Consider the following 23319-nt stretch of genomic DNA (forward strand, 5'->3'; position numbering starts at 1 on the left):
AGATGGCAATAAGAATGTTAATGCCACCTTCTGCAGCATCTCATGCAAAGCCTAGTATTGGAGGCGATACTTTGCATGGGGTTGAATTAAGCTAAACTTAATCGCCCGCCTTATCATTTCTAATATTCGGCTTTGCACCTTATTTCATTCTTAAAAAAGAATAAGGGGCTGGCAGAAATGAAATATGTAAAAGCGACGGCCGTTTTGCCTGAAAAGCTGATCGTTGAAATTCAAAAGTATGTGCAAGGTGAAACCATATATATCCCTAAACCTGAAAAGGCCCATCACAAATGGGGAACCCGTTCGGGCTCAAGGGAATTGATCGATGACCGAAATGCCTATATAAAATACGCATTCAAAGACGGTCATACCATCCATCAATTAGCAGAGGAATATTTTCTCTCCGCGGAAACCATCAAGAAAATCGTTTATTCCAAATAGGATTACATGAGTAGCACTGATAATGATATCAGTGCTATTTGTATGCCGAGTATGTTTCTTAGTCGTTTTCCCCCTTTTAATGAGGATGCATTTTCTGTAAAGTAAATAAAAACGTAATATGTATCGCAGCAACAGAAACAGGAGTGAAGAAAATGGAACCTTTTATCAGGAGCGTGCAGTATAACTTCATAAAATCCCAAACACAGATTCTCATAAATGGACACGCGACGGCCAACGATAAGGATGTAATCAACACCCTGAAGACAGTCGCCAAAGAACGAGTATTAAGCTTATTCAGTGCCTTGAGCGAAGAGCAAAAACAACTGCTGGATCCAGTAGATACCATTAAAGATCCCGCACAAGCCGAAGTCTTTCTCTTACAGGTAAAGCCATTTGTAATCCCATTTAAAGAAGTAACCGAAAAAACGATAAAAAAATTATTTCCTAAAGCAAAGAAATTAAAAGCCCCTTTGTTGGAAAACATTGATTTGAGAGAGATTTCATACTTGGGATGGGATGATGTCGGTTCCGGAAAGAAATTCATCATTGCACCCCATCATAATAAACTCACCGGATTGCATGGAACCATTAAACCTGCCAACAAAAAAGGGATCTGTGCCATATGCAGCCGCTTTGAAGAAGTAGGGATGTTCATGTCTGAAACAAAAGGAACCGTCCAAGGGACATTCATAAAAAAAGGTAATTATATTTGTCTGGACAGTATGAAATGCAACCAGAACGTAACGACTTTGGATAAAATGACCGACCTAATCGAGCGGCTGAAATAATTAGGAAAAGCAATCCTTCAATGGCGAAGGATTGCTTTTTTGTTTTTGTCAAGCACCGAAGCCGTCAGTTAAAAAAATTCTCATTTTGTCCTGCTTATGGAATTCAAGTATAATTGAAGCGATACATGAAAGAAGGAATGATATATTGAAAAGCAAAATGAATCAGTTGTTTGAAGACAAAAAAAACGTTCATGTGCTGTATTCCTATAATGAAATGGAAAATTATATTAAACAAGTTTTGAATTTTATCCAAGAGGGCATCGCAGCGGGAGATTATGTCATTCTTATTGAAAATGACCGTATTTACCCCATCATTCATAAAGAACTGAGCACTCGGTTTACGAAAGATCAAATGGAGTTCATTCACTTTGTGAACAACTTCGATTTCTATTGTTCAAGCGGCAGTTATCATCCTCCTGCAATCGAAGAATACTTTAATAAAACGGTACAGCACTATGTGGAAAATAAAATTTCTTTCCGATCATGGGCACATGTTGAATGGGCAACCATGGAAGAACCGCTGCATATCATAGAGGATTTTGAGAGAACAGTAGATGAAGCTGTAAATCTGCTGTCGTTTCCATTAATTTGTGCGTACAAAGGTGAGAGGATGCCAGACTACCTGAAAACCATATTGTTGGAAACACATCCTTATGTTCTAAAAGATGATGATATCATCATCTGTGAACAATACTTGCCATCTAGTTTGAAATAATAAACCAACACGCTTATGAATTCTCCTAAGCGTGTTGGTTTCCGTTGCATTTATCATGAATCCCTCGTGTATTTATACGGCAGCAGTTCACCGATTTTCGTCTTTACCGTTTCCCCATTAACATTCAGTATGACAAAGCACTCTTTTGCATAATCCGAGATTAATTCCCGACACATCCCACACGGGCTAACCACTTTTAAAGCTCTGTCTTCATCATCGGAATAGGGATGCTTAACCGCCACGATTGTATCGAATCCCTTTTCCCCGTCCGATATCGCCTTGCCGATAGCAATGGCTTCTGCACATACGGTAACCCGGCCAATATATGCTTCAATATGTACGGCAGCAACGGTTTTTCCTGAACTCGTTTTTAGTGCAGCGCCAACATGATGCCTATTTTCCTCGTAAAGATCCCTAATTTTTGCACTTGCAGCTTCTATTAAATCACGATCCGACTCGTTCAATGGATAAGTTTTGATGATTGGACCTCCTTCTCTTCTAATATTTTCATTCAGGGATTTTTTTTAACGCTTCTAAAGCCAATAAGCGGAAATAAGACGCAGCTGGAAAAAGTGCCGTTTCATTTACTATAAACTTAGGATGATGCAGGTCATATGGACCGCCCGACCCTATCATTACAAAAGCACCTGGTATTTTTTCTTGGTAAAAAGCGAAGTCTTCCCCTATTGAGCTAGCTTCCAAGGTTTTTGTCGTGTAACCTGCTGTGTCTCCAACCTGAAGCGCCAAATCTGCCCATTCAGGCGTATTATCAACTGATGGCGGGCCAGGATGCCATGATAGTTCAACATTTGCATCAAAAGTTTCACCTATACCGTGCAGGACTTGTTTCATACGTTTCTGGATGAACTCTCGTTGAGTTTTACTGAAGGTGCGGACGGTTCCTTCCAAATATGCACTATCCGGGATAACATTCCACGTCGAACCGCTATGAATTTGAGTGATGCTCAAAACCGCGGACTCTTTTGGTGCCACATTGCGGCTGATGATGGTTTGCAACGTTGAGATAATATGTCCTGTTATGATAATAGGATCATTTCCCTCTTCCGGTTTGGCCGCGTGTGAGCCAGTTGCTTTAACATGCACTTCAAAGCGATCGACTCCCGCTGTCAGTGCGCCATGTTTTGTCCCTAACTCCCCAACTTGCAATGTCGGATCATTATGAAGGCCAAAAATCACATCCACATCTTCCAGCACACCGGTTTCCATTAAAGCACTTGCTCCATGTCCCGTTTCCTCCGCAGGTTGAAAAATCAAACGAATCGTTCCGGAAAGATCTCTTTCTTCTTTTTTTAATAAAAAAGCAGTCCCTAAAATGACGGAAGTGTGAAAATCATGACCACATGCATGCATCACGCCGATGTGCCTTGAAGGAAAATCCACCTCAGATTGCTCTAAAATTGGTAAAGCATCAATATCGGAGCGAAGTGCTATCGTAGGACCCGGCTTACTCCCTTTTATCTCAGCTACGACACCAGTTTTCAATGGGAAATCAAGTATCTTAATATCTTGAGATTGAAGCGCTTCTTTAATTTTTTTAGTCGTTTCAAATTCTTGGTTTGATAATTCAGGTGTCATATGAAGATCGCGTCTGAATTCCAATAAATAATTTTCCAATTCTACATTGCTTATGATCAACGGTTGTCCATCTCCTTAAAAATCCGAATAGTAAAGAACGAAAGCTAATAGCCAAGGAATATCAAGTGAAGCAGCTATCAAATAAGCTATTTGATAAACGTGTAAAGAACGAGTTCTAATTTGGTCGCATCCTGAGCATCATAACAATGAATTCCCGGAAATTATAAGTGTGTATATTCCGAATATTTAACATTGACAATTTATTATATAAGATGCTACCATTTGATTTAATTTCTATATTATATTAACGTATCAATCCAAAAAAGGATTCAATTTCTATAGTAGAAAACAAGTAAGGATATATATAGTCGGAAGGAACCCTCTTCTAAACTGGAAGCGGGTTTTATTTCAGCATTAATTCATAGTAAACCAGTAAGGATATTTATATTATAAATCCCCTGCGTTTAAAAGTGAAGACATAAAGGAGCAATTGACGCATGAAAAAGAAAACAGTAAAGCTTGGTGTATTTTTGGCCGGAACAGGACATCACGTTGCTTCCTGGAGACATCCTAACGCCAATCCGAAAGCTAATATGAGCATCGATTATTTTAAAGGGTTGGCCCAGACTGCCGAAAAAGGTTTATTTGATTTATTATTCTTGGCAGATAGTTTGTCAGTTGCAAAGGACTCGCATCCTAATATTCTGACTCGATTCGAGCCATTGACCTTGTTATCTTATCTAGCCTCGGCGACTTCCAATATTGGTTTGGTTTCAACGGCCTCCACCACTTACGAAGAACCCTTTAATGTGGCTAGGAAATTTGCTTCTTTAGACCATATTACCTCCGGCCGCGCTGGCTGGAACGTAGTCACAACGTCCCTTGCCTCTACTGCAGTAAACTTCAATAAATCAGAACATTTAGAACATGGTCTCCGTTATAAAAGGGCGACTGAATTTGTTGAAGTTACCAAGAAATTGTGGGACTCATGGGAAGACGATACATTGGTCATCGATAAAGAAACAGGCCAATTCATTGATGAAAGCAAGTTTCATGAAATCAATCATCAAGGTGAGTTTTTCAATGTAAAAGGACCATTAAATATTTCCCGCTCCCCTCAGGGGCATCCGGTCATTGTACAAGCAGGCTCTTCTGGCGCTGGGCAATTGCTTGCAGCAAAGCACGCAGAGATTGTCTTTACTGCCCAGGAGAACAAGGAGGACGCGATCTCATTTTACCATGAGTTAAAAGGTCAATTGGCCGCTTTTAATCGGGAGAAAAGCAGCTTGAGCATCATGCCAGGTTTGTTCCCGATTGTGGGACAGACCGAGAAGGAAGCCCAAGAAAAGTACGAGGCATTGCAGGAGCTGATCATTCCCGAAATAGGATTGGCTGTTATGGGAAGGTATTTTGGAAATGTGGATTTTTCGAACATCCCTTTGGATACTCCGTTTGCTGATATTTCGCTACCAGAACATGTAGATGGCATCCAAAGTAAATATGATTTGATCGTTAAACGGGCGATCAATGAAAATTTGACGTTACGTCAGACATATCAGTGGGTTGCCGGATCACGTGGACATCATATAGCAATTGGAACACCAACGCAGATTGCGGATAAGATTGAAGATTGGGTGAATGGAGATGCGGCTGACGGCTTTAATATCATGCCAGCCCTCTTGCCTGATTCTTTAACGGATTTTGTAGAACTTGTTGTCCCTGAACTGCAATCGAAAGGAATTTTCCGTACTAAATATGAAAGTAACACATTACGAGGGAATCTTGGCCTGGATAAACCGGCCAACCAATATTACCATAAGCTTTAAACACCTTACACCTGGCTGATCTCATAGACAGAATCACCGAACCGAAGAGGAATTAACTAGATAGAGTATAGGAGGCGCAAGATGAGTCAAATATTTCGTGAAGTACGTGTAGAAGATGTGGATAAATTCCTCCAGTTAACATTGGATGCTTATGCGAGTATAAGAGAGTTGGATATTCACTTCTCTGCGGCAACCGCCACGAGAGAGGAAGCGATTAAGCATATATCAGAAAATAAGGTATATGTTCTGGAGGAAAATGGGACATTTATTTCGACCGTTTCGATTCGGTTACCTTGGGGCCCTAATCCTGGCCCGCTCGTATTGCCACACATAGGCTGGTTCGCTACAAACCCTGCATATAAGCGTCAAGGCATAGGGAAAAAAGTTCTGTCATGGCTCGAAGAAGAAATTTTGAAGAAGCAACTGAGAGCCCCCGCGGTTACGCTCGGAACCGCGGATAATCATCCATGGCTAAAGGAAATGTACGAAAAAAGTGGATTTGAAGAGATCGGGCAAAAAGATTTAGGCAAAGGTCATCTCACAATATATTTAAGGAAAATCTTGCATCCGGGACAATATCAAGCTTGGACTGAAAAACATAATCAAACCACTTAATAATAGGAGGAAAATAACGATGAAAAAAATTCTTTCCCTTGGAATCTCTTTACTTTTCATATTAGTACTTGCGGCATGTGGCAATTCAAAACAAGAGAATGCTGCCAATGATTCCGAACAAAAAACAATTAAAGTGGGGTCCACTGGCCAAAGCTATCCAAATGGTTATCAAGAGGATGGTAAATTAATAGGTTTTGACGTAGAACTTACAGAACTCATCGCCAAGAATTTAGGTTACAAGGTAGAGTGGGTCACTTCTGATTTCAGTGGGATAATGGGGCAATTGGGATCAGGTAAATTGGACACCGTTGCGAATGCCGTTGCTATAACACCAGAACGCCAAGAGCAATTTAATTTTACAGAGCCATATAGCTATTATGGTGCACAAATTGTATCAAGCACAAAAAACGATGATATTAAAAGTTTGGCTGATCTTAAAGGCAAAACCGTTTCCGGTGTGCTGGGGTCTAATAATGTCACAAACCTAGAAAAGTATGATAAAAATGGCGATATCAAAATACGAACCTATGAAACCCGGGATGGCGCGATGCAAGATGCCATTAACAACCGTGTAGATGGATATATCAATTCCCGCCCAATCCTGGTTGCAGAAATAAAGAAAAATGATCTTCCGTTAAAACTAGTCGGTGATCCAGTGGCCTATGAAAATGTAGGGTATCCATTTACCAAAACAGAAAAAGGCAAAAAATTAAATGATGAATTCACGACAGAAATCAAAAAACTTAAAGAAGATGGTACATTAGCGAAGCTGTCCAATAAATATTTTGGTGAAGACATCACCAAGAATTCCGGCGAATAAGCATAGCGGAGGTTTTAAAGCATTATGAATTTTGATTTACAATATATGTTGGAAATTTCCCTGCAAATCGCAAAATTTATTCCAATCACTCTGGTTTTAGCCATCATTTCGATGGCTTTAGCCATTATTATCGGACTTGTAGTAGCCTTAATAAGAAATAGCAATATTTTTGGAATCACACAATTGGCAGGCTTATATATCTCTTTATTCCGAGGAATGCCAACATTGGTACAATTATTCATCATTTATTACGGTTTACCACAGTTATTCCCGTCGTTGTCAACGATGGAAGCAATGACGGCGGCAATCATTGGATTTAGTTTGAAAGAATCCTCTTATTTAGCAGAAATTTTCCGAGCTGGATTGAATTCCGTGGACAAAGGGCAGATGGAAGCGGGCCTTGCAACTGGCATGAAAAGAGTGCAGATTTACTCGCGAATCATATTACCACAGGCTGCATTAAATGCATTGCCAGCAACAGGGAATACATTTATATCTTTGATTAAAGAAACGTCCCTTGCCTTTACATTAGGAATTACGGAACTATTTGCAGAGGGAAAAATTATTGCATCCGCTAACATGCGCTTTTTCGAGACGTATTTAGTGGTTGGCTTGATTTACTGGCTATTGGTTATTCTTTATTCTTGGATACAAAAATACCTGGAAATTTGGCTCAGCAAACCACTTAGAAGGTGATCATATGATAAAAGTAAGAAACTTATCTAAATATTTTGATGATAAACAAGTATTGAACGATATTGACTTGGATATAAGAACCGGGGAAGTTGTCGCCATTATTGGCCCTTCAGGTTCTGGAAAATCAACGTTATTACGCTGTCTGAACTTGTTGGAAAAGCCCAACAGCGGCACCATCGAAATCAAGGATGTAAAATTGGATACCCAAAAATATAAAGAGAAAGACGCGTACCAATTAAGACAGCAAACAGCGATGGTATTCCAACACTATAACCTTTTTAAAAATAAAACGGCCTTAAAAAACGTGATTGAAGCTTTGCTTGTCAGCAAAAAGGTAAAAAAAGAGGAAGCCATTCAAATCGGCGTGGATTTATTGAAACGGGTTGGCTTGGAAAAACAAGCCAACCAATACCCCGCTACCTTATCTGGCGGACAACAGCAGCGTGTCAGTATCGCTAGAGCATTAGCTGTAAAACCACATGCCATTTTATTCGATGAACCTACCTCCGCTCTAGATCCCGAATTGGTTAATGAGGTTTTACAAGTAATACGGGAATTAGCGAAAGAGGATACCACAATGGTGATCGTGACGCACGAAATGCAATTTGCGAAGGAAGTTGCTGACCACGTCATATTCATGGCAGACGGACATATTATCGAACAAGGCACCCCAGAACAAGTGATTGAGCATTCTCTTAATCCGCGAACTCAGCGTTTTTTACGGCAAATGGGAGACGAAACGGACGGATCTGCCAGGCAAAAAAGGAAGTGAAGTGCATGAACACGGAAAGGTTATCTGAAATGATTTATCATTCCAATCCGTTGGTAAATGAAGTAGTATTACAGGCTGCAATCGAAGGACTTCTTGATTATCTTGCTGTTTCCTATCAAACGAAATCCGAAAAGGAAATTACGATTTTAAAGCAAATCATTTTGGAAGAAGGCGGAAATGGGACAAGTTACTTGATTGGAAGTCACATACATGCAACAAGATCCCAGGCCGCACTCTTCAATGGCTTTCAAGCTCATTTACTAGATTATGATGATGTACATTCAGATGTACGAGGTCATCCAAGCGCAGTCATTTTGTCTGCTTTGTTAGCAGTTGGAGAACCTGAAATGACCGGGAAACGTTTTTTAGCTGCCTATGTGGTTGGTGTGGAAATCATGGCTCGGTTCGGAGAAGCAATGAACCCTTATCATTATACAAAAGGTTGGCATAATACAGCTACACTTGGCGTAATAGCTGCAGCTGGTGCGGTTGCGTATTTACGGGAATACTCACCACGCTTAATAGCTGAAACCATGAGTCTTGCCGCTACCCAATCGGCGGGTTTACGACTCCAATTTGGCACTGTAGTAAAGCCGCTCCATGTAGGGATTGCTGCTAAAAACGCTGTGGATTCCGCAGATTGGATTCGGATGGGTTTACATAGCAACCCCGACTTTTTGAATGATAAGAATGGATTCTTTGAGGTATATGCAGAAAATGGAGTTCCCGATTTGACGGAGGATTGGGGAAAGACATGGCGGATCGTAACACCAGGATTATGGTTTAAACAGTACCCTTTTTGTTCTGCTGCGACACATGGCGCTGATGCAGCTGTCTTTTTACATAAGACGTACGATTTGTCGGAAGAAGATATTGAATCGGTGAGTGTTTGCTTTCCTCCAAATGGTGATTCCGCTTTGATTCACCATAACCCTTCCACCGGTGAAGAAGGAAGATTTTCGATTGAGTATATTGTATGGCTCGCGCTTACAGGCAAACCCCTGACCTTTGCTTCTTTTGAATCGAAACCTATTCCCCATTCATGGAGAAAATCTTTTCAAAAAGTAAATAGGGAGACGGATGCAAAGATCAAGCCTTCCAAAGCAGCACTCCCAGTGGGACGATTTACAATTGTGACCGTGACCACAACGAGTGGGGATGTACTATCGAAACGAATCGATACCCCTAAAGGAAGTCCTGGAAACCCATTAACAAAACCCCAGCTAATAGAAAAATTGCATAAAGCCATAGGAGATGAAGTAGAGACAGAGAAAATAATAGCAGCTGTCCATGCACTGAATCACACATCACTTGGCGTTCTTCAAGAAGCTGACTATAGAAGCTGACTATAGAAGCTGACTGAAAGTAAATTAGGCGAACAGTATTTATATACTGCTCGCCTAATTTGTATACCCATCAATACGGTATTTTTACACGTGGGTTTTGGCGTTTTACTCGTGAGTTGTGCACTTACTTGTGAGTTTCGGCGCTTTACTCGTGAGTTTCAGCGTTTTACTCGTGAATTTCGGCGCTTTACTCGTGAAAGTTGTGCACTTTCTTGTGAGTTTCGGCCATTTACTCGTGAGTTTGGGCGTTTTACTCGTGAATTTCGGTGCTTTACTCGTGAGTTTCGGCGCTTTACTCGTGAATTCGGGGCATTTACTCGTAAGTTTGGGCGTTTTACTCGTGAGTTGTGCACTTACTTGTTAGTTTCGGCGCTTTATTCGTGAGTTTTGACCATTTACTCGTGAGTTTCGGCGCTTTACTCGTGAATTCGGGGCATTTACTTGTGAGTTTCGGTGTTTTACTCGTGAGTTTTGACCATTTACTCGTGAATTCCATATTTCCCACCATAAAAAAAGAAGCACCATATGGCACTTCTTTTTTTTCTATTAAGGCAATACCGTTGCGCCCATCAAGTAGCGGTCCACTTCTCGCGCTACTTCACGGCCTTCATTGATTGCCCAAACGATGAGGCTTTGCCCTCTCCTTGCATCTCCGGCAGCGAAAACCCCTTCGACATTCGTTTTGTATTCGCCATGGACGGCATCAATTTTTTGATTTACTGTTTCTACGCCAAATTGAGTTAATAGCGGCATTTCGGTTCCTTCAAAACCGATTGCGATGAAAACGAATTGTGCAGGCCATACTTTTTCAGTTCCTGGAACTTCCCTGAAAATGTACATTCCGTCTTCACCTTTGATTTTTTCCATTGAGATTGTGTGCAGTTCTTTAACGTTGCCATTTTCATCGGCTACGATTTTTTTTGTTTGGATTGAATATTGACGCGGATCTGCACCGAATTTCGCTTCCGCTTCTTCATACGCATAATCAAGGGAAAATACATTCGGGTAGGCTGGCCACATATTATCAGATGTACGTGCCGTCGGAAGGATTGGATGCTTCCCGAATTGTACGACGCTCTTACATTCCTGGCGAAGGGCAGTTGCGACACAGTCAGCTCCTGTATCCCCGCCGCCGATGACGATGACGTCCTTCCCCTTAGTGTCTATAAACTTGCCGTCTTCAAAATTGGAGTCCAACAGGCTTTTAGTCGAAGTCGTCAAGTAATCCATTGCAAGGTGAATGCCTGATGCCTCGCGTCCTTCAATTACCAGGTCACGCTGCTTTTGGGCACCTGTGCAAAGGATGATTGCGTCATATTGATCTTGCAGTTCTTCGGCAGTTATATCTTTGCCTACTTCTGTATTGGTAATGAAATCGATGCCTTCCTGGGTCAATAATTTAATTCGGCGTGCAACGACATCTTTTTCAAGTTTCATGTTCGGGATGCCGTATGTCAATAGCCCGCCTGCACGGTCTGAGCGTTCATAAACCGTGACCGAATGACCTGCTTGATTCAACTGGTCGGCACTCGCCAATCCTGCCGGGCCTGAACCGATGATGGCAATTTTCTTGCCGGTCCTGCTTTCAGGGATGCGAGGCGTGATCCAGCCATTTTCAAATCCTTTGTCGATGATGCTCCGTTCAATGTTCTTGATGGTAACGGCAGGATCGCTTATCGCTACCGTACAAGACCCTTCACAAGGGGCCGGGCAGACGCGCCCGGTGAATTCAGGGAAATTATTCGTTTTCGATAAACGGTCCAATGCTTCTTTCCATCTGCCGCGGTACACCAAATCATTCCACTCCGGGATCAGATTATGAATCGGGCAGCCTGTTGTGACCCGGTTCAATTCCATGCCCATATGGCAGAAAGGGGTGGCGCAGTCCATACACCGCGCTCCCTGTGTACTTAACTTTTCATCAGAGAAAGGAGCTGTATATTCTCTCCAATCGCTTAAACGAGTGAGAGGATTCCGGTCTTTTGGTTTTTCTCGCGGGTAATCCATAAATCCTGTTGCTTTTCCCATCTTTCTCTCCCCTTCCTTACTGCATCACAGCTTGTTTAGTGATTTTTTTATCTTGAACGGCATTTGCTTGAAATGCACTCATGATCGCTTCTTCATCCGTTAGCCCTGCACGCTTCTGCTCATTGATGCTTTCGATCATCCGTTTGTAATCTTTCGGAATGACTTTTACGAATTTCTTAGCGAAATCCGCCCAGTTCTCCAGAACATACGATGCTTTGGCACTTTCTGTATAATGAACGTGGCTGTAAAGCATTTCTTTTACCTCGTTTGCATCATCCATATCATCAAGCGTCTCGAATTCTATCATTTCACCATTGCATAATGCCTTGAATTTTTTTGCATCATCAGCAAGTACATAAGCGATGCCGCCTGACATGCCTGCCGCAAAGTTTTTGCCGACGTCGCCCAGAATGACCACGCGTCCGCCTGTCATATACTCACAGCCATGGTCTCCAATTCCTTCAACGACGACGTTGACTCCACTGTTCCGTACTGCAAATCGTTCTCCCGCACGGCCATTAATGTAGGCCTCGCCGCTTGTTCCGCCATATAAGGCGATATTTCCGGCAATTACATTGTCCCCAGCCTCAATCTGATTGCCAGCAGGTGCCGTGACAATGATCTTTCCGCCAGATAAGCCTTTCCCAACATAGTCATTGACATCACCTGTCAAATACATCGACATCCCTTTAGGAATGAACGCACCGAAGCTCTGGCCCGCCGATCCCGTAAAACGAAGTGTGATCGTATCTTCAGGCAACCCTTCTTCCCCATAGCGTTTGGATACTTCACTGCCGACAATCGTTCCGACCACACGATTCACGTTTGTAATCGGGAAGCTGACATCCACCTGGGTTTGATCATTCAAAGCAGGCTCCACAACCGGTAAAATCTCACGGATATCCAGGGATTCATCAATTTTATGATTTTGAGGAAGTTGATACGTGCGTATCCCCTCCGGTTGGAAAAGAAGTGTCGTCAAGTCCAGATGCTTCGCTTTCCAATGGTTTTGTGCCCGCTCGCTCACTTGTAAAACATCAGTGCGGCCGACCATTTCTTCCAGTGTTCTAAATCCAAGCTCAGCCATCGTTTCCCGCACTTCCTCAGCGATGAAGCGCATGAAATTCACGACATGATCCGGATCTCCTGTGAATTTGCTGCGAAGCTCAGGGTTTTGAGTAGCTACCCCGACTGGACATGTATCCAAATGGCAAGCACGCATCATGACACAGCCAAGAACCACTAGCGGTGCTGTAGCAAAGCCGAATTCTTCCGCTCCAAGGATAGCTGCCATGACCACATCGCGTCCCGTCATTAGCTTTCCATCCGTTTCAAGGACTACACGGCTGCGCAGGCCATTCAGCATCAATGTTTGGTGTGCTTCGGCAAGGCCCAGCTCCCAAGGAAGACCTGTATGTTTGATACTCGTTTTTGGTGATGCCCCCGTACCGCCATCATACCCGCTGATAACGATGACATCTGCGGCTCCTTTTGCCACACCGGCTGCAATCGTGCCTACGCCTGCTTTTGACACAAGCTTGACGCTGATCCTGGCATCACGGTTCGCATTTTTCAAATCATGGATCAGCTGTGCCAGATCTTCAATCGAATAGATATCATGATGCGGAGGCGGTGAAATCAGGCCGACACCTGGTGTGGAACCACGGACCTCTGCGACCCAAGGATATACTTTGTTCCCTGGCAGCTGGCCTCCTTCACCTGGCTTTGCACCTTGCGCCATTTTGATTTGAAGTTCATCGGCATTAACAAGGTAGTGGCTTTTCACTCCAAAACGACCGGATGCAATTTGTTTAATTCCGCTGCGGCGGTCATCGCCGTTTTCATCCAGTTGGTAACGGCTAGGGTGCTCCCCGCCTTCACCGCTATTGCTTTTTCCGCCTAAACGGTTCATCGCAATCGCTAATGTTTCATGTGCTTCCTGACTCAATGAACCGAATGACATCGCGCCCGTTTTGAATCGGCTGACGATGGATTCCACGGATTCCACTTCATCTATGGGAATGCTTTGGCGTTTTTGATCGAACGAGAATAAATTCCTTAAAAACCCGAGTCTCTCTTCATTCGCCAAGTTTGAATATTGCTTAAATAAATTATAGTCGCCTTTCCGGCAGGCCCATTGCAGTGTATGGATCGTTTTAGGATTGAAAGCATGATGTTCCCCTGTTTTTCTCCATTGAAAATCACTTCCGCTTTCAAGAGTTTGGTCAAGTGAATCGACTGCAGCTTTCCTATGACGAATCAACGCTTCATCTGCGATCGTTTCCAAATCGATCCCGCTAAGCTGCGATGCCGTACCGCTGAAATAGCGTTCGATCACTTCAGCACCGATTCCGACCGCTTCGAAAATTTGTGCGCCGCGATAACTTTGAATCGTTGAAATCCCCATTTTCGACATCACTTTTACAATGCCTTCTGTCAACGAGCGTACATATTTCCTTACCGTCTCTTCGTAGCTGATGGACAAACTGCCTTCCAATACCGCCTGCTTATATGTTTCATAAGCAAGGTACGGGTAAATCGCATCCACTCCATACCCGATCAGGGACGCATAATGATGGACTTCCCTTGCTTCCCCCGATTCAACGATAATGCTCACTTTCGTACGGTTCCCATGACGGATCAGCTCTTGATGAAGGGCACTCGCAGCCAGCAGGGAAGGAATCGCAGCTTTTTCTTTGCTCATATCCTTGTCAGATAATATCAAAAGGCTGACACCATCAGCGATCGCTTGTTCCGCTTCACGGCAGATGCGATCGAGTTCACTCTCTAAATCTTCTGAAAATAAAGTGTGAATGACTTTGCTCCTGAATTCAGGATAGGCATTTTCTTTCAACTGCTGCATTTGACCTGGCGTCAAAACAGGTGAATCCAATTGAATGCGGCGGCTGTTCGTTTCATCCGGTTTCAGCAAATCTCCTTCCGCACCCAGAAATGTCATCGTTGACGTGACGATCTGTTCACGAAGCGAATCGATTGGCGGGTTGGTTACCTGTGCAAAGGATTGCTTGAAATAGTTGAATAGCGATTGCGGGCGATCTGATAAGACCGCTAATGGAATGTCATTCCCCATGCTGCCAAGTGGATCTTTGCCTTCGTTAATGACCGGCAGTAGATATTTTTGGACATCTTCATACGTGTATCCAAACGCTTTTTGCCTGAATAACAAATCACTCAACGGCTCCCCTTCGAGCACAGGTTCTTCGTCACGCAATTGAACAAGCTGTTCGTCCAGCCATTGCTGGTATGGATTTTCCTGAGCCATTTCCGACTTGATCTCTTCATCGGAAACAATACGGCCTTCCTCTAAATCTATTAAAAGCATTCTGCCTGGGCTTAAACGATCTTTATATAATACATTCTCCGGCTCCACATCGATCACGCCGACTTCGGATGAGAAAATGATGTAATCATCTTTTGTCACATAATACCTTGCCGGCCTTAAACCATTTCGATCAAGGATGGCACCGATTTGCTTGCCATTCGTAAAGGATATGGCCGTCGGACCATCCCATGGCTCCATGAGCATGCTATGATATTCGTAAAATGCCTTCTTTTCCTTCGTCATATGCGGATTCTCCGTCCACGGTTCAGGAATGAGCATCATCGCCGCATGTGCCGGTTTACGGCCGGCAAGCACGAAGAATTCAAGTGCATTATCAAGAATCGAGGAATCACTGCCGTCTATATCCAGAATAGGTAGGACCTTTTGCAGGTCATCCCCGAATGCTTCCGATACAAACTGCTGCTCACGCGCTTTCATCCAATTCACATTACCTCTAAGCGTATTGATTTCGCCATTATGGATCAGATAACGGTTTGGATGTGCCCGTTCCCAACTAGGAAAAGTATTCGTGCTGAAGCGGGAATGCACTAAAGCGAAAGCCGAAACGAAAGACTCTTGTTGAAGGTCAAGATAAAAAGCATCCACCTGCTCTGGCGTCAATAATCCTTTGTATACGATCGTAGCACTTGAAAGGCTGGCAAAATAAAAACGATTGCCGCGTTCACGAGCCCAGTTTTCAGCTTGTTTTCTGATAATGAACAATTTACGCTCAAAAGCTAAATCATCTGTCATCCCAACGCTTGCCCCGATGAATACTTGGCGGATCGTCGGACATGTCTCCTTGCCGACCTCCCCGATTTTCGTTGCATCAACTGGAACCGTTCTCCAGCCTAATAGCGTTTGGCCCTCCTGTTCGATAAATGCATTCAAACGAGTTTCGATTTCATTCCGTTCATCATCATTGTTAGAGAAAAAGAGCATGCCTACACCATAGCGTCCTTTTGCCGGCAAGTTCATTTCCGGGCATGCCAGCCTGAAATATTCATCAGGAATCTGCACCATTAATCCTGCGCCATCTCCTGTAAGGGGATCGCTGCCTTGTCCGCCGCGATGATCTAATTGGCACAGCATATTTAGTCCTTGTTTGACGATGTCATGTGTAGCAAGCCCTTTTAAATGAGCATATAAACCGATCCCACATGCATCATGTTCAAATTCAGGATGGTAGAGCCCTTGTGCTTTTGGTATTTGATTGTATGTCATATTAATCGCCCCCATCGTATTCTTACACCGTTATATCACTTACATTTATTCTAGGTTTTCAAATCGATATAAACAATATATAATTCTAGTAGAATCTATCTCACTTTGAGATGAATGCCAGGAGGATGAATAAATGGAACTACGACAATTACGTTATTTTGTTGAAGTCGCCGAGAGGGAACACGTCTCTGAGGCCGCAGAGCACCTGCATATTGCACAATCAGCAATCAGCCGGCAAATCTCCAGACTGGAAGATGAGCTTGGCGTTCTGTTGTTCGAGAAAATCGGCCGTAATATCCAGCTAACCCCAATTGGTAAAATTTTCTTGATTCATGCAAAAACGGCGATACAGGCGATAGAATATGCCAAATATCAAATTGATGAGTTTTTGGACCCTGAACACGGAAGCATTAAAATCGGGTTCCCGACAAGCCTTTCCACCCATTTACTCCCTACCGTCATATCCGCTTTTAAAGATGAGCAGCCGAATATCGGCTTCCACTTAAGACAGGGATCCTATTCCTCTTTAAAGGAAGCTGTCAAAAATCGCGAAATCGGATTAGCCTTCCTTGGACCTATCCCGACAAACGATCCAGATATCGAAGGTCATATCCTGTTCACGGAAAACATTTCCGCTTTACTGCCGATAACGCACCCATTGGCCGAAAGAAAAAGTCTGCGTCTAAGTGACTTGCGAAATGATCCCTTCGTCTTGTTTCCAAAAGGATACATCTTTCACACTATCGCTCTCGAAGCGTGCAAAGCGGCCGGTTTCGCACCGAACATCGCCTCGGAAGGTGAAGACATGGATTCCATAAAAGGGCTCGTATCTGCCGGAATCGGAGTCAGTCTGCTCCCTGACAGTACCTTTTATGAAGTCATTCCAAGACTGACTGTCAAAATCCCGATCGATACACCCGAAGTCAAACGGACTGTCGGCATCATCACTCCCAAAAACAGGGACTTGGCACCATCAGAAAAACTTTTTTACCAATTTGCCAAGAAGTTCTTCTCTGTTCTCGAGCAATATCAATAAAACATGACGATCCTTCTAAACTGTGAATGTGAAGGTAGATGGGACAACTTACCTATAGCCCACTGTTCGAATAACGTATCAATTATTCGTTCAGGAGGAATATACATGAAACCCACCCATTCACATCTTGCTTGGCATGAAACACTCGAGCTTCATGAATTGGTCGCCGCCCAGTCCAATGCTCTTATGAAATTCAAAAAAGCTTATCCGAAAATAAAAGACCCCATTTTAAAAAAGATATATAAGCAAACGATCGATTCCCTTACCCAAAACATCATGGAGCTGCTGCAATTTTACCCATTGACGCCTAAGACGGGCCGGGATGACGATGTAACAAGGGATGACGCATCGGCCGTTGCTGCCGGGGAATTGCTTGGCTTTGCCAAATCATCCATCAAAAATTATGCAGGTGCCATTACTGAAACAGCCACCCCTTCCCTTCGAAAAGTATTTAAGAAACATTTATATGGAGCCATCGATACCCATGCCAAGATATTCCACTACCTTTATGAACGAAACCTCTATCCTGCATACGACTTGAACCAATTGCTTCAAAATGACGTCGATGATGCCAATAAAGCTCTTTCACAACCATTCTAAATGCAACAAAAAGGCAAGCATATCGATTGCTTGCCTTTTTGCCGCGTTCCGATTCCGTTTTTTATTATAATGTTATAATATATAAGAATTGGTTTTAATTAGGCAAATAGTATTCAAGAGGTGAAAATCATGAAGAAGATCTTTTTATCCATCATCCTATCCCTGATCTCATTTTCGTTAGTCGCCTGTAAGGCTAATGAGCCAAAATCCGGGAATAACCTTTCAGTTCCTGAGTTGACGGCAAGGGAAAAAGCCATCCTGGAGAATTCAAGTGAACATTCCTTTCTTATCGATTTCAATGTTGATGATACATACGAGGAGATGTCCGTCTGGGTCGAAAAATATGAATTTGGCAAACTTGTCGAACCTCAAATGGGACGCATGACAACTGCCATCAAAGATAATGGGACAATCATCTTTACGACTTCCAAAACGGTTGCTGATCAAAATCAATCGATGTTCAACATCAGCATTCAAAACGACGATGGTACGGATACAGTTACTTATCCTGAAACCATTGGTGAAATGGAGTCCAGCGTATGGGGCAGTGCTGGGAACCTCAAAATAAACAGCACCAACAAGCTTGCATTGGCGAGTATTTGTTATTCAAGCGGAAATGAAGGCATACATTCACTTTCCACTGATTTTTATGATGATAGTGATGGCCATATGGACGAGTTGAAGAAATACGATGTCGTCTATCTTCTGAGAAGTGAATTCACTAAATGAGCTGAAAAATTATGGGGCAAGTTAAATCGAACTTGCCCCTTAATTGTTTTTTTCATTCCGCCCTATTTACCGCATCAAGACCTCCCCTTACAGTCATCTCCCTAGCCTTACAGTAATCCCAATTAGCCGCCCGACGAATTACATATATCCTGTATCAAGCTAGAGAAAAACTCATGCTTTAAGAGCTATTCAAGATCGAAGTGGTGGATTTGGCGATCCAAAAGCAAATGAGAGTCCGCCAAGAGGTTGACTCCCATAAATTGACAACCTCTTATTATTCTCATCTCTATAAAGTCTTTCACTTCTAAATTAATACCAGCTACTTTATCTTTGATACATTAGTTAAAAAAGGTCATTTAATGTTTGTCACAATTAATTCGACATCCATAAAAAGGGGGTTGAAGGAAGAGGCATTTGGGTGTAATCTTTAAAAATAAAAAACCGGAAAGAAGATATTTAATTGAAGAAAATCATCCTCCTCTTTGCAGCAGTAGTCATTGCAAGCTCTCTCGGACATCAAATAAACGGCGGATATATGGACCCTCGAAAATCCCGTCATAGGTATATGCATTTCAAAAAAGGAATCCGCCATTTTTGAGCTGGATTCCTAATATTTTCTAAAGTATTTAATCCCATTAAATTACTCACTATCCTCATTATTTCTCTCCAATAACAGGTCACTCTCATTTGATATATAACCATCTTTTCCCATTTTATCGATATATATGATATACCCATTCTTCAGTTCAACTTCGATTGGCTTTTTTACTTTTTCATCTATTTCCCATTGAATGGTTTGCAAACTTTCGGTTTCCGTTTCATCTTTTATATCGACAAACACTCGGATTTTGTCGTTTGTCCTTGATAGTACATAATTCCCCGCCTGTATTTCTGTACCGACCACATAATGACCAGGATTTTTAATGATGATTTTTTGATCCTTATTCTCTAGTTTTTCAAATTCAGAAGGCCTGAATTCCATTTTTCCTTTAATCGAGAAATTCCCATTCATATGAACGGGCACTGCATGTAAAACGGCATTTTTGTGCATTTTATCACCAAAAAATCCCGTTTCATTATCGAGGGCTTTGATATCATAATAGCCTGGATCGATACCTTTACCGACAATGATTTTTTGTGATTCCAAAACCTTATAGGATGCTGCATTATTTTCCGTATTTCTATTATCGGCACTAACTGCTGATGAAACAAAGTACACTTTATATATAAGGAATCCGCCTACTAATACGAGTAAGCTTAATGCTGCCATTCTTTTATTTAGTGTCAAGAACGATTCCTCCATTATCCATGTTTATATATTCATCCGCTAACATTTCTAAATCCTGTTTATGATGACTTGTCAAAATGATGAGTGTGCCGCGCTCCTTTTCTTCTTTCAAGATTTGATAGACTTGAGTGACGCCTTCTTCATCGATTGCATTTGTTGGTTCATCCAATAATAAAATATCCGGTTTTTCAAAGATAGCTTGGGCGACACTTAAACGTTGTTTCATTCCTAACGAAAACTTTCCTACCTTCATTTTTGAATCAGGATCAAGACCGACTCTTTTTATTGCCAATTCAATATCCTCATCAGTGGCGATGTTCCTGATTTTTGATAATATTTTCAGATTTGTATAGGCATCGTACTGGTGCAACAGGGAAGTGTTTTCAATAATGACACTGATATTAGAAGGAAATGAAATATCTTTATGTAGTATTTTTTCATCTATCGAAATTTCACCTGAGCTCGGCATGATTAACCCTGCAATAGCTCTTAGCAGCATCGTTTTTCCAGAGCCATTTCTTCCATATAAACCATATATTTTTCCGCCGCTAAACTCATAATTAATATCATGTAAGAGAGACTTTTTCTTCATCTGTTTATTTAAAGAGCTAATTTGTATTTTTGTCATTGTGCACCTCATTAAGTTAAATCCATTTTCTTTAATCGTATATATGATAAAACACTTAAAGTGATTGTTATTACAGTTAAAACCATATAAGCAAGTACCGGCGATAATCCAGCTGATTCAGGTAAATCCACCCTTACATACATTCCGAAATTGGGAATCAAAAAATATAAAATCCATGTCTGCTTTTGAACTGATAAAAGAACTCCGCCTAAAGTGACCGAAAAAAGCACATAAACATTTATCAACAATAAAGATACTTGTTCCGTTAAGTAAAGCTCGAGTGCCATTTGAATAAAAATAAGGACAAAATTGGACATAATATAAAGACCTACGATAAAGATGAATGATTTTATATCCTCATAAAAAAAGGCCTGATCCTCATTATTTATATAAGCGAATACGATAGAGAAAAGAAGTTGGATTAAAGATAACTCAGATATAAGGTTAATTAAGTTCCCGATTCTTCTAAACCCAAGTTTCACATTGCTTTTTTCCCTAATCATCAGGTATATTCCATAACCGGAAATATACTGCCGCAAATAACCTAACGATAAAAAACTCAATCCAGCAAAGAACATATACCATGTTCCCAATACAACAAATTTATTACTGATCGGAACTCCGCTAACGATCATATATCCCGTAAGATCGGCTTTAGAGCCATCAAAATAATGAAATAATAAAATTTGTAACAAAATTACGATCAACATGGTTAAGAAAATTCGTTTAGTCATCAGAAACACCAAACATGAAATCTTTTTTCTCGATCGCAAATAGCCCAAGTAAAATCATTACAATTGATAGCAATAACTCTTTTCCAATCATGATTAGCGAATAATATCCTGTAATTCCGCTGCTTAATAAAGGATCGATAACATTTGCGGAGCTGGCAGGGCCCCAAGCAATATTCAGCTGACTCTTCATCACATATAAGAAAAAACAAATACAAAAGGTCGCTGCCATCGCAATGATTGAATTGGAATAATCAAAAATCAAATAATAAAGCAGGCCAATCGAGAAATATATACACGTCAATAGGGCTAAATTAAGAAGAGATAAGTTCCAATATTTTGATGATATAAAGTGAAATCTATCAAATAAGAAAACAGCTGCGAAATTAATCATTAAGATGATGAACGCAAAGATAAACGAACTTATAAAAACTTGGATGCTCCGTCTCCGATACATGTCGATTCTTGATTTTAAGCGAACGATAATGTGTGGATGCTCATCTTCAATAAAAAAACGATAAAATAGTAACAAAGGAATAATATATGTGATCAATAAATTTTTAACCGAGAGATAGCCTTCTACACTCGCACTTACATCACTGATCAATAGATACGCTGGGTCTAGCTGTTTTATTTTTAAATAATGAATATTATAGGTCATCCATAAACATCCAAATAAAAGAACAAGCAGCAGTGATACATACACTTTTTTTTGATTAGACTTCATCACGTTTCACCTTATAAATGAACCCGACCGTGATGATCGCTAAAAAAAGAACGGTAGATTTAAAGAAAATCAAAATGAAAGCTTCCAAGGTCACTTCGTTAAAAGGCTGGATGATCATTGCTAATGAATAATTCAGTCCTAAAATTTGTGAAAACCAAATAACAAAGCTTAACGGATACGTATACTTTATATCGGGGAAACACCAACTAAGGACGGTAGCCATCCCTGCGCATAAACTAGTGAAAAATCCAAAAATGATGATATAAATCACATTAGTGACAAAAGGTATTTTGTTGGCGAGTGTATATAAAGGATTTTCCGGAAATAAATCTGGGGTCAACCCAGTGTCAAATTCACCATTCATGAAAACCATATATGCAATGAGCATATTAAATAATAAGCAACCAACCATCACTAAAAAGGAAAATGACATATTTCCTAATAACATCGTTTTATAATAAGAATATCGCCCTTTTGTGGTCGCTACGATATAACGGTAGCCTGTTTTATAGTCTTGAATATAGCTGTCGGCGCACATGATCAATAGAAAAATGGGCAAAAACCAGATTAGTAGTATTTGCATCATATGACCTAATGAACTTGCCGCTAAAAAAGTGGCTAGATGGGGCATGATCCATGACTCTGAAACATTGCCGATCAAAATAAAAATATCAATAATAACAATCGCCACAATACATAAAACGATGAACTTTGTTTTTTTATTATTTGTTAATCGATAATAATAACTATTCATTTTGTCTCCCTTTATAAGGCCACCATGAATCAACAATCCTCCAAGGTGGCTTCACAATGCTCATCATTTTTTATTTATTATATTCCGTGGTGTATGATTCTTTATACTGTCCAGGTAATATTCTCCCTGTCTCCTCATCCCAATATCCGTTTACGGAATAGCTGTTAGAACTTACATTATTATTCTCAGCCGTTAACCTAACATTAGCGGCATTCGCACCTGCATTGCCTTTAACATAATGATTGCGCCCACTATTTAAACCGCCGCTACCAGCTGTAGCTTTCACTGAAGGAGATACGTTCGTGCCGTTGCTTTTTTCGAGCCAATACGTCGTTACCGTATTAGTTCCTTCTGTTGATTTATACATTCTCACTTTCCATGTATTCCGTTCTGTAGTCGTTTGGCGATACTCTGTACCTGTAGATGTGTTCGCTTGCTCTTTCTTAATCGTAAAGGAATATCCCGAATTCTCATTCCCAGCTTCAACCGAAAGCGTTCCTAACCCAATTGAGCAAGCTAAAATAGTACCTATTGCTATTACTCTCCCTTTTTTCATAAAATTCCTCCTGAAATTTATTATTGAACAGATTAATGATATAAGAACGGCGAGTATGTG

Annotated in this window: 23 protein-coding genes; 13 read left to right on the plus strand and 10 right to left on the minus strand. The window is 41.3% G+C overall.

All coding sequences use genetic code 11. The features are described 5' to 3' along the window. Positions 1-177 precede the first annotated feature (177 nt). The 3 genes from AC3ISB_RS24655 to AC3ISB_RS24665 all read left to right on the plus strand — a co-directional run bounded on the left by AC3ISB_RS24655 (position 178) and on the right by AC3ISB_RS24665 (position 1944). On the plus strand, positions 178-441 hold the full coding sequence (locus tag AC3ISB_RS24655) for a CD3324 family protein (protein WP_489274796.1): 264 nt from the start codon (positions 178-180) through the stop codon (positions 439-441). 152 nt (positions 442-593) lie between these two features. After that, positions 594-1229, plus strand: coding sequence for a FusB/FusC family EF-G-binding protein (locus AC3ISB_RS24660; RefSeq protein ID WP_098369278.1), 636 nt, complete (start codon positions 594-596; stop codon positions 1227-1229). A 145-nt stretch (positions 1230-1374) separates the two neighbouring features. Then, the gene (locus AC3ISB_RS24665; RefSeq protein WP_141994567.1) at positions 1375-1944 is read left to right on the plus strand and encodes an MEDS domain-containing protein; all 570 of its coding nucleotides are present in this window, start codon (positions 1375-1377) and stop codon (positions 1942-1944) included. A 53-nt stretch (positions 1945-1997) separates the two neighbouring features. On the opposite strand, the gene AC3ISB_RS24670 is transcribed toward AC3ISB_RS24665, so the two are convergent. Together AC3ISB_RS24670 and AC3ISB_RS24675 are read right to left on the minus strand one after the other, a co-directional pair. Continuing rightward, on the minus strand, positions 1998-2426 hold the full coding sequence (locus AC3ISB_RS24670; RefSeq protein ID WP_179890955.1) for a cytidine deaminase: 429 nt from the start codon (positions 2424-2426) through the stop codon (positions 1998-2000). Between the two features lie 25 nt (positions 2427-2451). Next, positions 2452-3594, minus strand: a complete 1143-nt coding sequence (locus tag AC3ISB_RS24675) for an amidohydrolase (RefSeq protein ID WP_489277022.1) — start codon at positions 3592-3594, stop codon at positions 2452-2454. 443 nt (positions 3595-4037) lie between these two features. Between AC3ISB_RS24675 and AC3ISB_RS24680 the strand changes: the two genes are divergently transcribed. The 7 genes from AC3ISB_RS24680 (at position 4038) to AC3ISB_RS24710 (ending at position 9979) form a co-directional block, all read left to right on the plus strand. Continuing rightward, positions 4038-5366, plus strand: coding sequence for an LLM class flavin-dependent oxidoreductase (locus AC3ISB_RS24680; protein WP_489274799.1), 1329 nt, complete (start codon positions 4038-4040; stop codon positions 5364-5366). 81 nt (positions 5367-5447) lie between these two features. Then, positions 5448-5981, plus strand: a complete 534-nt coding sequence (locus AC3ISB_RS24685) for a GNAT family N-acetyltransferase (RefSeq protein WP_480340473.1) — start codon at positions 5448-5450, stop codon at positions 5979-5981. A 19-nt stretch (positions 5982-6000) separates the two neighbouring features. After that, complete coding sequence (locus tag AC3ISB_RS24690; RefSeq protein WP_098369273.1) at positions 6001-6801, plus strand: amino acid ABC transporter substrate-binding protein; 801 nt, start codon at positions 6001-6003, stop codon at positions 6799-6801. A 24-nt stretch (positions 6802-6825) separates the two neighbouring features. Next, the gene (locus AC3ISB_RS24695) at positions 6826-7497 is read left to right on the plus strand and encodes an amino acid ABC transporter permease (RefSeq protein WP_057279163.1); all 672 of its coding nucleotides are present in this window, start codon (positions 6826-6828) and stop codon (positions 7495-7497) included. A 4-nt stretch (positions 7498-7501) separates the two neighbouring features. Further along, complete coding sequence (locus AC3ISB_RS24700) at positions 7502-8269, plus strand: amino acid ABC transporter ATP-binding protein (RefSeq protein ID WP_489274803.1); 768 nt, start codon at positions 7502-7504, stop codon at positions 8267-8269. Positions 8270-8274: 5 nt separating this feature from the next. Next, positions 8275-9615, plus strand: coding sequence for an MmgE/PrpD family protein (locus AC3ISB_RS24705; RefSeq protein WP_098369271.1), 1341 nt, complete (start codon positions 8275-8277; stop codon positions 9613-9615). A gap of 151 nt (positions 9616-9766) precedes the next feature. Beyond that, positions 9767-9979 carry a hypothetical protein gene (locus AC3ISB_RS24710; RefSeq protein ID WP_489274805.1) on the plus strand — a complete coding sequence of 71 codons (213 nt, stop codon included), beginning with the start codon at positions 9767-9769 and terminating at the stop codon, positions 9977-9979. Positions 9980-10161: 182 nt separating this feature from the next. Here AC3ISB_RS24710 and gltD read toward each other — a convergent pair whose 3' ends face one another. Together gltD and gltB are read right to left on the minus strand one after the other, a co-directional pair. Next, entirely contained in the window at positions 10162-11643 is a 1482-nt protein-coding gene (gene gltD, locus AC3ISB_RS24715) for a glutamate synthase small subunit (RefSeq protein WP_489274807.1), read from the minus strand. Positions 11644-11659: 16 nt separating this feature from the next. Further along, positions 11660-16210 (minus strand): glutamate synthase large subunit, encoded by a 4551-nt coding sequence (gene gltB, locus AC3ISB_RS24720; protein ID WP_489274809.1) that lies wholly within the window; start codon positions 16208-16210, stop codon positions 11660-11662. A 133-nt stretch (positions 16211-16343) separates the two neighbouring features. Between gltB and gltC the strand changes: the two genes are divergently transcribed. The 3 genes from gltC (at position 16344) to AC3ISB_RS24735 (ending at position 18575) form a co-directional block, all read left to right on the plus strand. Continuing rightward, positions 16344-17246 carry a glutamate biosynthesis transcriptional regulator GltC gene (gene gltC, locus AC3ISB_RS24725; protein ID WP_098369268.1) on the plus strand — a complete coding sequence of 301 codons (903 nt, stop codon included), beginning with the start codon at positions 16344-16346 and terminating at the stop codon, positions 17244-17246. 105 nt (positions 17247-17351) lie between these two features. Further along, on the plus strand, positions 17352-17846 hold the full coding sequence (locus AC3ISB_RS24730) for a spore coat protein (protein ID WP_141995007.1): 495 nt from the start codon (positions 17352-17354) through the stop codon (positions 17844-17846). A gap of 129 nt (positions 17847-17975) precedes the next feature. Continuing rightward, a complete protein-coding gene (locus AC3ISB_RS24735) occupies positions 17976-18575 on the plus strand; it encodes a hypothetical protein (RefSeq protein ID WP_489274812.1) in 600 nt (199 codons plus the stop codon). Positions 18576-19215: 640 nt separating this feature from the next. Here AC3ISB_RS24735 and AC3ISB_RS24740 read toward each other — a convergent pair. From AC3ISB_RS24740 to AC3ISB_RS24765, 6 genes are all read right to left on the minus strand, one after another. After that, a complete protein-coding gene (locus AC3ISB_RS24740) occupies positions 19216-19863 on the minus strand; it encodes a hypothetical protein (protein WP_489274814.1) in 648 nt (215 codons plus the stop codon). Continuing rightward, complete coding sequence (locus tag AC3ISB_RS24745; protein ID WP_489274816.1) at positions 19850-20491, minus strand: ATP-binding cassette domain-containing protein; 642 nt, start codon at positions 20489-20491, stop codon at positions 19850-19852. The genes AC3ISB_RS24740 and AC3ISB_RS24745 overlap by 14 nt, the downstream gene beginning before the upstream one ends. A gap of 11 nt (positions 20492-20502) precedes the next feature. Further along, positions 20503-21225: a DUF2705 family protein gene (locus AC3ISB_RS24750; RefSeq protein WP_489274817.1), complete on the minus strand. Its 723-nt coding sequence runs from the start codon at positions 21223-21225 to the stop codon at positions 20503-20505. Then, positions 21218-21949: a WxPxxD family membrane protein gene (locus AC3ISB_RS24755; protein WP_141995002.1), complete on the minus strand. Its 732-nt coding sequence runs from the start codon at positions 21947-21949 to the stop codon at positions 21218-21220. The genes AC3ISB_RS24750 and AC3ISB_RS24755 overlap by 8 nt, the downstream gene beginning before the upstream one ends. Next, positions 21939-22703, minus strand: coding sequence for a DUF2705 family protein (locus tag AC3ISB_RS24760; RefSeq protein WP_141995001.1), 765 nt, complete (start codon positions 22701-22703; stop codon positions 21939-21941). Before AC3ISB_RS24760 ends, AC3ISB_RS24755 begins: the two co-directional genes overlap by 11 nt. A 70-nt stretch (positions 22704-22773) precedes the next feature. Next, a complete protein-coding gene (locus AC3ISB_RS24765) occupies positions 22774-23259 on the minus strand; it encodes a DUF2712 domain-containing protein (RefSeq protein WP_489274819.1) in 486 nt (161 codons plus the stop codon). Positions 23260-23319: the final 60 nt, after the last annotated feature.

This window comes from Peribacillus sp. GL_122, from assembly GCF_057835005.1.